General features: G+C 56.9%; 13 protein-coding genes. 4 read left to right on the top strand and 9 right to left on the bottom strand.

Features of this window, described 5'->3' with window-relative positions; translation table 11 throughout:
- Nucleotides 1–78: 78 nt before the first annotated feature.
- The 6 genes from NOV72_RS10595 to NOV72_RS10570 all read right to left on the bottom strand — a co-directional run bounded on the left by NOV72_RS10595 (nt 79) and on the right by NOV72_RS10570 (nt 6,488).
- Nucleotides 79–585: a (R)-mandelonitrile lyase gene (locus tag NOV72_RS10595; protein ID WP_106854534.1), complete on the bottom strand. Its 507-nt coding sequence runs from the start codon at nt 583–585 to the stop codon at nt 79–81.
- 135 nt (nt 586–720) lie between these two features.
- On the bottom strand, nt 721–1,488 hold the full coding sequence (locus NOV72_RS10590; RefSeq protein WP_106854533.1) for a glucose 1-dehydrogenase: 768 nt from the start codon (nt 1,486–1,488) through the stop codon (nt 721–723).
- Nucleotides 1,489–1,602: 114 nt separating this feature from the next.
- Nucleotides 1,603–3,813: an aldehyde oxidoreductase molybdenum-binding subunit PaoC gene (gene paoC, locus NOV72_RS10585; RefSeq protein ID WP_106854532.1), complete on the bottom strand. Its 2,211-nt coding sequence runs from the start codon at nt 3,811–3,813 to the stop codon at nt 1,603–1,605.
- A 3-nt stretch (nt 3,814–3,816) separates the two neighbouring features.
- Entirely contained in the window at nt 3,817–4,767 is a 951-nt protein-coding gene (locus tag NOV72_RS10580) for an FAD binding domain-containing protein (RefSeq protein WP_106854531.1), read from the bottom strand.
- A complete protein-coding gene (paoA, locus tag NOV72_RS10575) occupies nt 4,764–5,429 on the bottom strand; it encodes an aldehyde dehydrogenase iron-sulfur subunit PaoA (protein WP_106854530.1) in 666 nt (221 codons plus the stop codon). Before paoA ends, NOV72_RS10580 begins: the two co-directional genes overlap by 4 nt.
- Before the next feature lie 72 nt (nt 5,430–5,501).
- Entirely contained in the window at nt 5,502–6,488 is a 987-nt protein-coding gene (locus tag NOV72_RS10570; RefSeq protein WP_106854620.1) for an aldo/keto reductase, read from the bottom strand.
- 411 nt (nt 6,489–6,899) lie between these two features.
- Here NOV72_RS10570 and NOV72_RS10565 point away from each other — a divergent pair, with 411 nt between their 5' ends.
- The 3 genes from NOV72_RS10565 (at nt 6,900) to NOV72_RS10550 (ending at nt 9,314) form a co-directional block, all read left to right on the top strand.
- Nucleotides 6,900–7,253 carry a cyclophilin-like fold protein gene (locus NOV72_RS10565; protein WP_106854619.1) on the top strand — a complete coding sequence of 118 codons (354 nt, stop codon included), beginning with the start codon at nt 6,900–6,902 and terminating at the stop codon, nt 7,251–7,253.
- Between the two features lie 206 nt (nt 7,254–7,459).
- A complete protein-coding gene (locus NOV72_RS10560; protein WP_106854529.1) occupies nt 7,460–7,834 on the top strand; it encodes a DUF2255 family protein in 375 nt (124 codons plus the stop codon).
- A gap of 295 nt (nt 7,835–8,129) precedes the next feature.
- On the top strand, nt 8,130–9,314 hold the full coding sequence (locus tag NOV72_RS10550) for an arabinose transporter (RefSeq protein WP_342753388.1): 1,185 nt from the start codon (nt 8,130–8,132) through the stop codon (nt 9,312–9,314).
- Nucleotides 9,315–9,669: 355 nt separating this feature from the next.
- Here the strand turns inward: NOV72_RS10550 and NOV72_RS10545 are convergent, their stop codons facing one another.
- A complete protein-coding gene (locus NOV72_RS10545; RefSeq protein ID WP_106854527.1) occupies nt 9,670–10,578 on the bottom strand; it encodes a LysR family transcriptional regulator in 909 nt (302 codons plus the stop codon).
- A gap of 358 nt (nt 10,579–10,936) precedes the next feature.
- On the opposite strand from NOV72_RS10545, the gene NOV72_RS10540 reads away from it, so the two are divergent.
- Nucleotides 10,937–11,920, top strand: a complete 984-nt coding sequence (locus NOV72_RS10540; RefSeq protein WP_106854526.1) for an NAD-dependent epimerase/dehydratase family protein — start codon at nt 10,937–10,939, stop codon at nt 11,918–11,920.
- 134 nt (nt 11,921–12,054) lie between these two features.
- On the opposite strand, the gene NOV72_RS10535 is transcribed toward NOV72_RS10540, so the two are convergent.
- The gene (locus NOV72_RS10535; RefSeq protein WP_106854525.1) at nt 12,055–13,404 is read right to left on the bottom strand and encodes an MmgE/PrpD family protein; all 1,350 of its coding nucleotides are present in this window, start codon (nt 13,402–13,404) and stop codon (nt 12,055–12,057) included.
- Between the two features lie 206 nt (nt 13,405–13,610).
- On the bottom strand, nt 13,611–14,702 hold the full coding sequence (locus tag NOV72_RS10530) for an ABC transporter substrate-binding protein (protein WP_106854618.1): 1,092 nt from the start codon (nt 14,700–14,702) through the stop codon (nt 13,611–13,613).
- Nucleotides 14,703–14,874: the final 172 nt, after the last annotated feature.

Genomic DNA, 14,874 nt, shown 5'->3' with positions numbered 1-14,874 from the left:
GTAGATGGTAAGCCTGGTGTCGAAACCAGGCTCACGACCAAGGCCAACGCCGAGGTCTGAACTCGCCTTTTTAGGCGCTTAACGGCCGTTGTATTGCTCATCGGTGACCTTCTCCATCCAGGAAACGTTCTTTCCATTCACTGTGCCGGTTACAGCCAGATGAGTCATCGCGGAGTTGGGCGCGGCCCCATGCCAGTGCTTCACACCGGGCGGACACCAAACCACGTCACCAGCCCGGATTTGTTTGACTTCCTTGCCCCATTCTTGCGTCAACCCGGAACCTGATGTCACAACAAGTCGTTGGCCGGCCGGATGGGTGTGCCACGCTGAACGCGCGCCCGCTTCAAATGTCACCAGTCCGCCTGAGGCGTTGATGCTCGCGTCTGCCGGCCATACGGGTTGCACACGTACTTTACCGACGAAGTACTCGTCCGAACCAGCCACGGACGGCTGAGAGCCGGCACGCACTATCTCCTGCTGCGCGACATTTGTCATCGATTCGCTGGCCTGCGTCTCGGTGGAAATAGCCAACGACGTGTGCACGACGGCGACAGCAAGCATGATGCGAAACAAGGATGTGATCATGGAATGCACCGGTCTCATGGAGCGAATGTTGTTGCAACAATCGTGGGCTGGGTTCTGGCTCCAGACGTCTGTGACAAGCATTTGCATTCGACGCCGTCACAATCGGACCTGCGTAATTGCGGTTGAACGATGTCATTAGTGCGCCGTGAACCCACCGTCAATGGCGAGTGCGTGACCAATGACGAAGGTGGAACCGGAACTGCAAAGCCAAAGAACGGCATCCGCGATCTCTTCGGCGCGCCCCAGGCGTCCTATCGGTTGTTCACGCAGAATCTCCTTCATCGCGTCAGCCTGCTTTTGGAGCATCTCTGCGACCATTGGCGTATCAAACGTACCAGGGCAAATGGCGTTGATGCGGATCCCGCGCGGCGCATATTCGAGAGCAGCACTTCGCGTCAGCCCGATCACCCCATGTTTGGAAGCATGGTAGGACGCCCGGCTGGGAAGCCCCACAAGTCCTCCGAGCGAGGAGCAGTTGACGATTGCGCCGCTGCCTTGCTTTCTCATCTGATTCAACTCGTGTTTCATACACGCCCAGACGCCGCGCAGGTTGACCGCCGTCACCTTCTCGAAATTCTCAGCAGGTTCGTCAGCAGCGTCACTTGGCGGCACCTGAATCCCTGCGTTGTTAAAGGCAGCGTCTAGCCGGCCAAAGGTCGTCACCGTATGATTTACCATCTGAGCAACCTGTGCCTCATCGGTGACATCGCAGGGCACCGCCAACACTTGATGCGCCGGAACTCTCAATGAATCGACCGCGTGGCTCAGAGCGTCGGCATTCACGTCTGCGAGCGTCACGGCGGCCCCTGCCTGTGCAAACGCTTTGGCCGTCGCGAGACCCATGCCTGACGCCGCGCCGGTTACAAGCGCAACCCGTCCAGAAAAATCGAACGTGACCTCCAAGATACTTCCTCCATATTTGTTGAGTTGAAAGTGCTACCAGCCAGCGAAAGACTTGCAGTGGCTGACCGCTCTACGGGCCGACAGCACTTCCGTCCGCCACCTGACATCACAATCTCAGGCGATGACCGGCAGCCGATCGAGAAACTTGTCCAGCGTGATCGGGTACTGCCGCACACGTATACCGGTCGCGTTGTAGACTGCATTCGCGACCGCAGGTGCAACTCCCGTGAGGCCCAATTCGCCGACACCCTTCGCCTTCAAGGGCGAAATCGCCGGATCGACCTCTTCGACAAAGAAGGCATCGAGATGGGGTATATCCGCATGAACCGGTACTTCATATCCGGCTAAATCATGGTTGATAAACAAGCCAAGCCGTTTATCAACTGCCATCTCTTCCATCAACGCCGCGCCAATGCCCATCGTCATCCCACCGATCACCTGACTGCGTGCCGTCTTGGGGTTCAGAATGCGCCCGGCAGCACATACCGCGAGCATCCGGCGAACACGGATCTCGCCAGTAAAGGCATTAACAGCAACTTCAGCGAAATGCGCTCCAAAAGTCTGAATCGCGAACTGCTTGGATAAATCACCGAATTCGATGCTGTCTTCGACGACGATGTCGCCATCTGCAGCCGCCTGAGTAAGCGGCACACTTCGCCCGCCAGAACGAACTTTGCCAGCCGTGAACTCGGTCTCAGCGGCTTTGAATCCCAATCGCTCGGCAACAATCTCCCGCAGCTTCATGCAAGCGGCATATACGCCCGCAGTGACAGACGCGGCACCTTGTTGCCCTCCTGAACCAGGAGTCTCTGGAAAGCTCGAGTCGCCCAGTCTCGCCACGACCTTCTCGATCGGGACGCCCATTAACTCGGCTGCCGTCTGCTGCACGATGGTGTAGCTGCCCGTGCCGATGTCGGTCATATCGGTCTCGACGGTGATAGAACCTCGGCGGTCAAGGCGTAACCGTGCTCCCGCCTTGCCGATGGGTGCCCCTCGAATCGCACCGGCCATCCCTGTCCCAACGAGCCAATGGCCATCGCGGAGCTGACCTGGCCGCGCCTTTCGTGTCTTCCATCCGAAGCGTTCGGAGCCAGTTCGCAGACACTCGACGAAGGGACGGGATGAGAAGGGTCGATTGGGATTTTCTGGGTCGACCTGCGTGTCGTTCAGGATTCGGAACTCGACCGGATCCATTCCAAGCTTCTCTGCCATTTCGTCCATCGCGATCTCAAGCGCCATTAGACCAGGCGCTTCCCCCGGCGCTCGCATGGCGTTTCCCTCTGCGAGATCTAGCGTTGCCAATCGGACGCGGGTCATGCGGTTTGGCCCCGCATACAGGGTTCGCGTGGACAGGGTTGTCGGCTCCGTGCGTCCGCCCGCAAGGTTGCCAGACCAGCTTTCGTGGCCGATCGCCGTGAGTTTCCCGTCGCGCCCGGCACCAAGTCTGACGCGCTGGATCGTCTTCGGCCGATGGATCGTGTTATTAAACATGATTGGACGCTGAAGCGCGATTTTGACTGGCCGACGCACTAACCGCGCGGCGAGGGCCGCCAGCACAAGATCAGACTGGACCGTGCCTTTCCCTCCAAAGCCGCCGCCGATAAAAGACGAAATGAGTCGAACGTTGTCACGCGGAATACCGAGAATGAGTCCGAGATCGCGGGTACCCCAGTTCATCTGCTGGATCGAGGTCCAGCAAGTGACCCGGTCACCCTCCCAAACCGCGATCGTGGCATGGGGTTCCATCATGGCGTGGGCTTGGTCGGGAACGGTATAGGTCTCGTCTACCTTCATCTCGGCGTCTGAAAAAGCTCGTTCGAAGTCTCCTACGTGGGTCTCGGTTGGGCCGCCAAACGCCATCTGTGGTGCGACTGGAGCGCTGAAGAGTTGGGCAGCGAGATCAAATCTGCCTGCGCTGCGCGTGTAATCGACGCGAATGAGCGACGAAGCCGCGCGCGCTTGCTCGAAAGTCTCTGCCACCACCACCGCAATCGGCTGGTGATAGTGATCGATTTCTGGCGAAGCGAGCATCCGTTGGACGTAGAACTTGCCGACCCCCAAAGGACCAGCGTTGCGATACGTCACAACACCCAGCACACCAGGGGAAGACTCGGCCTGCCTAGTGTCGATTGACTTGATTCGCCCTTTGGAAATCGCAGCGCCAAGGATGTAGCCGTACGCGATATTCGGGGCGACGTTGTGATACTCGTAAGCGTAGGTCGCAGTACCAGTTGTCTTCAGCTTCGCCTCGAAGCGATCAAGTGGTTGACCGACTACGGTCATCTGGTCGATTGGATTCTGTCCTGCTGGCATCTCAAACTTCATTAATCATCCCCTCGCCTGCGCCATTACGTAGGCTATCGTCCGCTCGAGCAAGGCCATTTTGAACGCGTTATCGTGCGTCGGACGCGCTCCGTTCATAAGTGCGTGTGCGACTGCCTTGGCACCCTCGGACATCGCCGCATCTGCAGCTGCAACTCGCCACGGCCTCGGCGCTACACCACCCACTGCAATCCGCCCACGACCGTCCTCGTGCACGACGGCTGCGACCGAGACCAGGGCAAACGCATACGATGCGCGATCTCGGACCTTCTGATAAATGTGCCGCCCACCGATCGGCGGAGGCAATGTCACCTCGGTAATGAGTTCGCCGGGCATAAGTTCGGTCTCGACATTTGGCGTGGTGCCTGGCAGCCGATGGAAGTCGGCGATCGGTATCACCCTGGTCTGGCCATTGGCTCGAACGGTTCCGATGGTTGCGTCCAAAGCGCGCAATGCCACAGCCATATCGCCTGGGTTCGTTGCGATGCAGTCAGAACTCCCGCCGATCACGGCCAACTGGCGACTGAACCCGCTGATTGCGGCACAACCTGACCCTGGTTGCCGCTTATTGCAGGCTTGATTCGGATCGTAGAAATATGGACAGCGCGTGCGCTGAAGCAAGTTGCCGCCCGTTGTCGCTTTGTTCCGCAATTGCCCCGACGCACCGGCAACGATCGCGCGCGCAAGCACCCCATAGTCCCGTCGCACCCTCGGATCGGCAGCAAGCTGGGTATTTGTGACCAGTGCGCCGACACGAAGACCTCCGTCAGCGGTTTCCTCTATGCGGTCGAGACCAATATGCCGAAGGTCGACCAGATGAGCCGGCGTTTCTATCTCGAGCTTCATAAGATCGATCAGATTGGTGCCTCCGGCAATGAATTTCGCGCCCTGTCGCTGCGAAGCGATCACAGCAGCCTCGGCGGGACTCTTCGCTCGCTCGTAGGTGAACTCTTTCATGCCCGGCTCCCCGCCACTTCGGCCATCGCATCGGCGATATTCGAGTAGGCGCCACAGCGACAGATATTGCCGCTCATTCGTTCGCGCATTTCCACGTTGGTGGCCTCAACGGAGGCTGTCAGGTCGCCGGTCGCGTGGCTGGGCACCCCAGCCTTGATCTCGCTGAGGACGGCAACCGCCGAACAGATTTGGCCCGGCGTACAGTATCCACATTGATAGCCATCGTGCTTGATAAAGGCCGCTTGCATTGGATGAAGGTGGTCCGGCGTGCCAAGCCCTTCGATAGTTGTTATCGCGTCACCCTCGTGCATTACGGCAAGGCTCAGGCAAGCGTTGATGCGGACTCCATTCACGAGGACGGTACACGCGCCGCATTGCCCGTGGTCGCACCCCTTCTTGGTACCGGTAAGACGGAGGTGCTCCCGCAAGGCGTCAAGCAAAGTAGTTCGCGGGTCGAGCTCAAGTGCTTGAACGACGCCATTCACATTAAAATTGACGCGCATATGCTTTGTCGTCAGCGCCGGAGAATCTCCGTTTAATGGACCGCCGATTTGTTTTTGCGCGTTTGCTGTCCCAACAGGCAGCATCGGGGCTACAGCTGAGACTGCCCCCACGATAAGCAGATTTCGTCGCGTCGGATTCGGTTGGCCGGATTCGTCCATAGGTCGTTACTCCTTTTGCTCTTTAGACAGTCCGTCTTGAGCGGGATTGTCGAGAAGAAGATGCGCCGCGCGTTACCATGCATAAGCTTCTGGCGCTTCCCCTCCGAGACCCGGCCAGATCTCGTCCAGGCAACGAAGGGTGTCCTCAGACAGGGAAATATCGACGGCTCGAAGTGCGAGCGACAGTTGGTCTGGCGTACGTGGACCGACAACTGGGGCGGTGACTACAGGATTGTGGAGCAGCCAGGCTAGGGCGATGTCGGCTGGACGCTCTTCAAGGTCGGCGCACAGCGCCTCATACGCCTGCAACTGGTCGTGATATTGGCCAATTCTCCGAGCCATTTCGGGCTTTGCGCGGCGACCATCGAGCGCCCTCTGGAGCACACCTCCCAACAGTCCGCCACCCAAGGGGCTCCATGGAAGTAGTCCTACGCCATGGTGACGACAAGCTGGAATCAGCTCAAGTTCGATGGTTCGCGCAGACAGGTTATATAGACTCTGTTCCGCGACGAGTCCCATGAAGTGGCGTGACTGCGCCGCCGCCTGGGCAGTAGCAATATCCCAGCCGGCAAAATTGCAGCTTCCGACGTAGAGCACCTTTCCCTGTTGAATCAAGACGTCCATGGCTTGCCAAACCTCCTCCCATGGCGTGCGTCTGTCGATGTGGTGCATCTGGTAGAGATCGATGTGATCAGTCTTCAGCCGGCGCAAGCTGTCCTCGCATGCCTTTCTGATATGAAATGCCGATAGTCCGCGGTCATTCGGCCCCAGTCCCATCGGCTGGTAGACCTTTGACGCGAGTACGATTTGATCGCGTCTGCCACCTTGGGCGATCCAGCGACCAATGATCTCTTCCGAAAGGCCAAAGCCCTGTTTCATCTGCGGAGACTGCGGTCCACCGTACACATCGGCGGTATCGATAAAATTGACGCCGAATCCCATCGCATCGTCCATGATCCTAAAGCTGGTCGACTCATCCGTCAGGTCGCCAAAGTTCATGGTTCCGAGGCACAGACGGCTAACCTTTAGGCCCGACCGTCCGAGATGAACATATTGCATTTCAGTTCCGCCCCTTTCTTCCTGCACGCCTCTATCAGCGACGTGTTGAACCGAATCGATTTACTGGCCGATTCCTCGGCGCGGTCGACCTGCACGGCGTGTTGAACCCCACCGCGCTATCGACTAACTTTAACGGGAATATCTCAATCTGAAAGCCGGCCTATGTCGCATGCACTTGTGAGAATTCGCCAACAAACGGCACGGCGCGGAGACTGCCCTGTATTATTTGGCTCGCCAGGGCGGTCTGTGTGGCCGTCTCAGGCTTTTGTGAATCTTGCTCACAACAACATTGGCACGAGCGCGGCTAACCCAGTTGCAGCGATTCGGCTACAGTTCCCACGTGCCCGCTGCCGGACGGTCTTGCAACACGCCAACGTGGGTCGCCAGTCAAATCGCGAGCAAGGGATAGTCGTGAAGATCAGATTTGTATTGAATGGCACGCTTGTGACCGGGCGCTTGGACGACAACGCTACATCGCGCGACTTTGTAGCCATGTTGCCGCTGCCTCTCCGGCTGGTCGACTTCGCGGCGACGGAGAAGATTGCTTACCTCCCAAGAAGGCTGAACACGGACGGAACACCATCAGGAATTGTCCCTTACGCGGGCGACGTTACATATTACGAACCGTGGGGAAACATTGCAGTTTTTCACAAGGACTTTCGGCATTCGCCGGGCCTTGTGAAGCTTGGGCGTCTCGATTGTGGCTTGGAAGAACTGCGTACGACCGGGGCATCGGACATACTCATCGAACGGGCAGACGACTAATTGCCTCGGCGTTATGCGCGTTGGAAAGCGTCATCGGTTCATCAAAGCATCATGGCCACTCTCCGCGCATGCATCAGCCCTCTTCGGGAACCTCAAATTCGTGTCGGTCCGCCATCTGGCTCGGGCAATTTCGCGAGCCGAGTCGACCGAGCAGATTATCAATTACACGGTCTTCAGATTTCTTTCCATCCTCCGAGGGACGCAACATGGGTATGTGGACGCGAAGCGAACTTGAGCGAATTGCAGCTTCCGACGATCTGTACATTGCTCCATTCCGTGAAGATCACAAAACCTATGGCACACCGACGTGGATTTGGTCGGTGATCGTGGACGGTCATCTTTACGTTCGCGCCTATAACGGCGAAGCATCTCGCTGGTATCAAGCCGCCATCCGCCAGGGTGCTGGCCGAATCACAGTTGCGGGAACAACAAGGGACGTGTCCTTCGCGGGCGCCAGGGGCGCAATCAACGACCAGGTTGATGAAGCCTATCGCCTGAAATACGGCAAGAGTCCTTATCTCGCTCCCATGATTGATGAGCGCGTTCGAGTGACAACCATCAACATCTTGCCTGCAGACTGAGGTGCAAACATGCAGAAAACGCGAGCGGGCTAAGGACTTGTAGTTTCGGCACTTTCCCTGGGCTGCATGGGATACGGAAAGTCCAGAGACAAGCCTTGGATCGTTCCATTGTTCGGCACACGCAACGTGGAACGCTTTAAGGAGAATGTGGGCGCACTATCGGTTGTGCTCTCAAACGACGAACTCATTGAAATCCAAGTGGGCGCTGCGGCGATAGCAGTCGAGGGAGCCCGATACCCGGAAGCGATGCTGAGGCGCTCGGGCCTCTGATGTGTCCGCAGCCTGAGGAGTAGACGTGTTCGTGATACCCCACCGGTTCACATCATCCACCAATCGATCGCTGCTGTCGCTGATGGCATGCGTATTCACCGTGTTCTTGGTTACAGGAGCCGCTCTACCGGCTCTTCCACTACATATTCACGACGGCCTGGGATTTGGAACGTTCACTGTTGGCCTCGTTTCCGGTGCTCAATTCGCGGCGTCGTTACTTTCGCGTCTGTGGTCGGGCAGAATCTCTGATCAGAGAGGTCCGAAGTACGCCGTGACCGCAGGACTTGTCATGGCAGCGCTCGCCGGTCTGCTCTATCTTGTCTCATTGAAGACCATCAGTAACGCGCTAGTTTCCATCGCGATATTGATAGTGGGTCGTGCTTTGCTCGGCGGCGCCGAGAGTTTCATCATGACCGGCGCTCAAAGCTGGTGTCTAGCCCTTGCCGGCCCGGGCAACGTCGGGAAAATGATTGCATGGATCGGCACGTCAATGTTTGTGGCGTTGGCTTTCGGTTCGCCACTTGGAAGTTTTCTTTTCAAGAGCTATGGGTTTGCCTCGATTGGTTTAGCGACCTCCGTCGGTGCAGTCTTTACGCTCGTTTTGATCACTCCTATTCCCGCCGTCAAAGTCAATCCACAGAGCAATAGGGTCGTCGCTACGGTGTTGAAAGCCGTTTGGCTGCCTGGCATGGGGATGGCCTTTTCGAGCCTCGGTTACGGCATAGTGACTGCGTTCGCCGTTCTTCTTTTCGTCCAACGAGGTTGGCAGCCAGCTTGGCTATCATTTACTGCATTCGCCGCAGGTCTGATCGTCGCCCGTGCTTTCCTCAGCCCGTTGCCCGACCGCCTCGGTGGCGCAAGAACTGCGATGGTCTTTATCGTCATCCACAGTGCCGGTATGGCCCTCATTTACCTCTCGCCCGTCGCGTGGCTTGCGTTCTCAGGCGCTGCTTTGGCCGGATTCGGCTACGCGCTGGTCTATCCGGGGTTCGGAATGGAGGCGGTCGCGCGCGCCCCCACGGATGCGCGAGGCCTCGCTATGGGTATCTACACCGCCTTCATCGATGTGGCGCTCGGCATATTCGCACCTGTTCTTGGTTTGCTCGCCAATCTGACCGGACTTGGCCCGATCTTTCTTGTTGCGGCGACTCTTGCTCTTTGCGCTATTCCAATTGCGATCCGACTTCACGCGTCCCATAAATCGCAGTGATCTCGCCGATATGGGTTGGAGAGGACATATCCCGAAAGCCGGTCGCAAAGCATGTTGAAAAACCGCAAAACTGCCGAGCCTGAGGATGCCGGTGCTTTGACACCTCACCCGCGATAGGACTTTCCGACAGTGAACTCGACTCTAGTGGCGAGCAACGGACCGCAATCACCATCTAATTGCGCAGAGCGACGTCCTAACGACTGTTCATCTTGCGCTGATAGACACCTGCGAAAATGGGCCGGAGATTTCCGGCATCCAACTGTCGGCACAACGCACGCGTTTCCGCCCGTTACCGCTACGGTCCTACGGCCTCTCTGATTGCGCGACCGTCTTGACTGTCGAGGTTGCGTTGCTGTCATAGTCCCAACGGCTGAATCTCTCGCACCAGATCGATCAGAAGACGCAACCCCGTCGGCATTTGACGCCGGCTGGAATAGTAGATATGAAAACCGGGCTCGGAGGGTGCCCAGTCGGTGAGCACGAGCCGCAGCCGCCCGTCGCTGACGTACCGCGCGACTAAGGGTTCAGGAAAGTACATGAGACCCACGCCACCTAGTACGGCAACTAGTCCTGTTTCAGCTTGGTCAACCGTAACCGACGATGGAACCAATAAGGCGATTTTCTCGTCTCCTTGCTCAAACTCCCAACGATAGACGCGGTCATCTCCCAGACGGTTGCTAACGCAGCGATGATGAAGAAGGTCACTTGGATGAACCGGAGTGCCAAATCGATCGAGATATGTAGGCGATCCTGCAACGACCCATCGAATGTTCGCGGAAAGACGTTGGGCAATCATATCCTCGGGGACAGTGCCCCCATAACGAATTCCTGCGTCAAAGCCGCCCTCGGTCACATTCACCATGCGGTTGCTTGCAACGATGTCGAGTTCCACATCCGGGTACCGCTCAACGAACTCGGGAACTATCGGTGCGAGCAGTAAGGTCGAGGCCTCGACGGCGACATTGAGCCGGATACGACCAGCGGGCGCATCACGAAACCGATTCAGCGTCTCCAGCGCGACGTCGATCACCTCGAAGGGCGTCTCTACCGTAGCCGCCAACGCGTCGCCCGCGCCCGTCAGGGTAACGCTCTTCGTTGTGCGATTCAGGAGTCGAACTCCAAGGCGATTCTCAAGGCCCTTCAGAGCATGGCTCAGGGTTGAAGTAGTCACCCCAAGCTCAATCGCAGCGCGACTGAAGCTTTTATGACGTGCAATAGCGAGAAAGTAGATGAGATCTGCTACATCGGCGCGATTGATCTGCATTTCCTGAACATTCCTTCGGTCGATTATCTGATATCAGCCCGCTGGTGGCACAGCCTAACGGACGCTTGCAAGCGCCGCACGATTCCCCGAGTGACTTTCCAAACGGGCCAACGGCCCTCTCCATAACAAAAGATTCGGTCTGCTGCTCAAACTGCGCGTGCTACAGCCCTCCAGGCGGGCCTACGTCTCAGCGCCCGAAACGGGCCACGTGGGCTGCACTCGACAAATAGTGCGATTCCTCCCCTTAACGAACCAAGAACCAGCAATGTTGAAACTTGTCTCACATTATCGTACATTGTTATTCTGATTTAACCAGTCCAGCACATCGGGAAGGTCATCTCAAAGAGAGCGCTAAAACATGAACATCCTCGTGACCGGAGGCTCGGGCTTCCTCGGATCGTACGTTATGGCCGCCCTTGAATCGAGGGGGCATAAGGCGCTCAACTTCGACTTGGCGCCACCTCAGCCGGACCTCCTTAGTTTGTCCCGCACCGAATCAGAGACTTTCAGATCTGGCCAAATCGGTGACTATGATCGTCTGTTGGAGATCTGCCGGAACGAGGGAATCGAGTCTATCGTCCACGGCGCCGCGTTGCTGGGTCTCGAACCTTCGCTGCACAGGCAAAAGGAATTCTATGCAACCAACGTGATGGGCTTCGTGAACGTCTGCGAAATAGCCAGAGCGTTGGGGTTGAGAAAACTCATACTGGTGTCGAGCAACGCCGTCTATCACGCTAGCTCCAACGCGAAGCTTTTGGAGACGGACGAACCGTTTTCCATCGTTCGCGGCAACCCGGCCGCGCACTACGGCACGTCGAAGATGGCTGCAGAAGCAATCGGGATGGCGTACGCACAGTTTCACAACGTCGATTTTCTCGCTATTCGCGTGACAGCAGTTTACGGCTTCGGGATGCGCAGTCCGATCCACATTAAGCCGATGGTCGAGAATTCCTTGCTCGGCAAACCTACCCGATTCGAGACGGGTGGAAAGATGAAGAGAGACTATACATACGTATTGGACTGTGCGGACGCCATAGCCACGGCAGTCGACGCTCCCGCGCTCCCTTTTGGCTCCCAGCGTGTTTTCAACGTCTCCGCAGGTAAGGTCTGTACGGTTTCGCAGGTCGCACAGATCGTGCGGAGTGTGATCCCTGGTGCACAAATCGAAGTCGGTTCCGAACTGACCGCATTGGAAGAGGCCAACCTAAAGATGCGCGCTCCGCTTTACAACGGATGCGCCGAAAGGCATCTAAATTGGAGCTCGAAATGGACGATTGAGGAAGGGGTCAGAGATTATGCCAGCCGCTTCTCGCACTTTGCTCAGCATGGCCATTCAGTGTAATTGCCTAGGTCACAAATCTTGAGATTGGCGGCCCGCGTTTGCATTCACGAGAGACCGCCTTTGTGTTCACCATTTTACGGCAAGACGACGTATCTGCCAGCACCCTCCTCTTTCAGTCTAATAGCCGTCAAGTGCTAACGCAGCAGATTCAGTAGAGCCGATGCGCTCTCCACCTGACGAAAGGTCCGAACTACACCAAGGCTTGCATGGACATTGCCTGCGGAGATATTCGCTCTCCCTACAAGCGTGCGATATTTGGCCTCAACGTCGATCCAGTCGATCCCCAAGATCGCGGCACCCTTCGGGGCATAGACAGTTGCGGACGTCTTTTTTCCGTCTTTCGTCACAATAGTCACGCGCGCCCCGCCTTTGTATCGATCGAGATCACTTGTCGGCGGAGCAACCATACGCACCCTATCCAAAAGCATGCGAATCCGGGGGTCGGTAATTTTATCGGCGGAAGCATGGATCCAGGAGAAGTCGCGGTCGGCCACTCCAGCAGCGGCGAAGAATATGGCGCTGTGGGCCATTCCGATGAGATCCGTTGGATTGTGTGGATTGGCAAAGCCAGCATAGCCCGGCCTTGAGATCTCAATAAGCTCGACTTCCTCGGGTTCAACTCCAGCGTCTCGCGCAGCTTTGGCTGCCGCTTCGGCAACTCCGTGGTGGGGATGCCCCCCCGGCACAAGCTTGATGCCCATCTCTGTGAGAATATTCCACCTGGATCCGAAGTCGTTCGTGATAAGAGATGCGTCCGCGTCTCTACCGAAGCAGTCGAAGAATCCGAGTTTCATCTCGAACAGTTCACGCTCAACGGTAAAGCCTCGTGCGGCCGCCAAAGCAGCTTGAACACCCGATGTGGCCGCCTGTCCCGCGTGATACTCTCGGGCCACACTCGTATCGGCGGCTGCGTTCAATCCGCCAACTGAAGTCGCGGTAATTAAAAGTGCCTGGGCCGTCTTGTCTACCGAGAGTCTCATGAGTCGGGCTGCCGCAGCAGCGCCAGCGAAAGCGGCGATGATACTTCCATGAAAGCCTTTGTCCTTGAAAGTGCACTGCATCACAGTGCTAATGCGACCCGCCGTCTCGTATCCAAGAACGATCGCCGCCACAATGTCTTCGCCGCTTGAGCAAAAGCGCTCGCCGACGGCCAAAGCACTGGCGCAAGCAGTTGTCCCTTGGTGGACAATGTTTCGCAAATCGCTGTCGTCCGACGCGGCGGCATCGCTCGCGACGGCGTTCACGCGCGCGGCGGCCGCTGCGGGAAGCCGCACGGAGCCGTCGAACCATATCGTCGACTCTGGCTTACCCCCACGGTCAATCTCCAGTTGTCTGATGATGCTGGATGACGATAGATTGAATCCGACCGCGGCGCTCGCGATCGTGCTGGCGATTAACATTTCGCCGTAGTCCTTGGCTAACGAAGGCAGATCTTCAAACTTGGATTCTGTTATGAACTCGCCCAATCTCAATGCTACAGTCATGGTTCACTACTCCCGTCGGAAAACAACTACTTCCTTAGTCTCATACTTGAGTATCAAATAACTGCCTACGGGGCCGAGAGCGCGAGACTCATGACGTCTGCAAGCAGACCATAGCCTCGCTCATTAGAGTCAAAGCCCTTTTCCGTAGACCGTTTATGACTCGATGCCGGCTTTGAAAGAATGGCCGGGGACTCGGCGCGACCAGTTCAAGCAGACGCCTTCCAACCGATCTTCTTTACTGCCTGGTCAACAAAGCGCATATCCAATACCTCATCGAGATGCAACGCTTTTGGATCGGACACTCCCGGAACCAGCTTCATGGTTACCCAAGCTTCGAGGCTCTGCCTTGTAACGTAAGGAGACTTGAATTGAGACCAATTTTGCTCCCATACGGATGCCCATACTGTCGGCTCGACGGTTGACGAAAACTGCGCCTTATACAAGGCCTCGCCTGCTTCCTTCTTGTTCTCAATGACGTAGCGGAGGCCTCGCGTATCTGCCCGTACGATGGCAGTATACAAGTCTGGATTCTGCTCAACGTCCGCGACCCGCGCTTCAATCAGATGGCCAGCAAGTGATTTGAACCCTGAGATTTCATCCTTGGAAACTGAGAGGAAGAACACCGCCCCCACGCGAGCGGCTGCAATGCTTGTCACTGGAGGCGTCGCAACCATTGCGTCAATCGTGCCGTTCGCCATAGCTGCGATCATATTCGACGTCGATTGAAGGGGAACGATAGTTGCGTCCGAAGCCGGGTCGAGCCCACTTTGCGCAAGTACCTGTCGTGCGCAATAGTCGGTGATGCTGCCTGGAGACGTGACGCCACAACGCAATCCCTTGAAGTTCTTGACCGTCGAGAGTCTCTGACCCAGCGGAGTGCTGTCACCGGTGATCGAATGCTTGGCAGCATAAGATGGTGACACCATGAAATAGAGCTCGTTGAAGGCGCTCTGGGCCATCAAGATCTTGAACTTCTGCCCTCGCGCAGTTGCGGCAAGAAGCTCGCCGGGCGCAGTGTAATAAGCATTTCCCGCACCCGAAACCAGAGCGGTCATTCCTGCCGGCCCGCTGCGGGTGTAGATTCTCTCCAAGGTCAAGCCTTCCTCTTTGTAATACCCCATCGTCTCAGCGAGGAAGTGCGGAGCCCAGGCCAGCAGCGGTCCACCACTACCCATGAGCATCGTCAAGTGATCGCCCGCTTTCGAGAGAGCAGCACGTGGCAGCGCGAGACTCGCGCCGCCCGCGGCCGCCATTGCTAGAAATTGGCGTCGAGATACCTTTAGATCATTTGTGTTCATCTGCAGTCTCCGTTGCAGAGTTGAAGGATTCGGACGTGTCTGTGCGCCTTCCTTTTTCCGGTGATCCTGGAAATTATGGAGGCGCGATAATCTATTCAGCCCCTCAAGAACAGAACACCGGTGTGCTCTACGACCTAGTTACGTTAAGCAATACCCCTTAGTTATCCAAACT

It is taken from the genome of Caballeronia novacaledonica (assembly GCF_900258035.1).
Taxonomy (GTDB): Bacteria; Pseudomonadota; Gammaproteobacteria; order Burkholderiales; family Burkholderiaceae; genus Caballeronia; species Caballeronia novacaledonica.
Note: the sequence above shows the minus strand (reverse complement) of the source record. Positions and strands in the feature narration are given on the sequence as shown.

Coding starts and splice junctions, on each gene's coding strand:
- NOV72_RS10595 (WP_106854534.1), bottom strand. CDS start 585: ATGATCACATCCTTGTTTCGCATCATGCTTGCTGTCGCCGTCGTGCAC.
- paoC (WP_106854532.1), bottom strand. CDS start 3,813: ATGAAGTTTGAGATGCCAGCAGGACAGAATCCAATCGACCAGATGACC.
- NOV72_RS10580 (WP_106854531.1), bottom strand. CDS start 4,767: ATGAAAGAGTTCACCTACGAGCGAGCGAAGAGTCCCGCCGAGGCTGCT.
- paoA (WP_106854530.1), bottom strand. CDS start 5,429: ATGGACGAATCCGGCCAACCGAATCCGACGCGACGAAATCTGCTTATC.
- NOV72_RS10570 (WP_106854620.1), bottom strand. CDS start 6,488: ATGCAATATGTTCATCTCGGACGGTCGGGCCTAAAGGTTAGCCGTCTG.
- NOV72_RS10560 (WP_106854529.1), top strand. CDS start 7,460: ATGGGTATGTGGACGCGAAGCGAACTTGAGCGAATTGCAGCTTCCGAC.
- NOV72_RS10545 (WP_106854527.1), bottom strand. CDS start 10,578: ATGCAGATCAATCGCGCCGATGTAGCAGATCTCATCTACTTTCTCGCT.
- NOV72_RS10540 (WP_106854526.1), top strand. CDS start 10,937: ATGAACATCCTCGTGACCGGAGGCTCGGGCTTCCTCGGATCGTACGTT.
- NOV72_RS10535 (WP_106854525.1), bottom strand. CDS start 13,404: ATGACTGTAGCATTGAGATTGGGCGAGTTCATAACAGAATCCAAGTTT.
- NOV72_RS10530 (WP_106854618.1), bottom strand. CDS start 14,702: ATGAACACAAATGATCTAAAGGTATCTCGACGCCAATTTCTAGCAATG.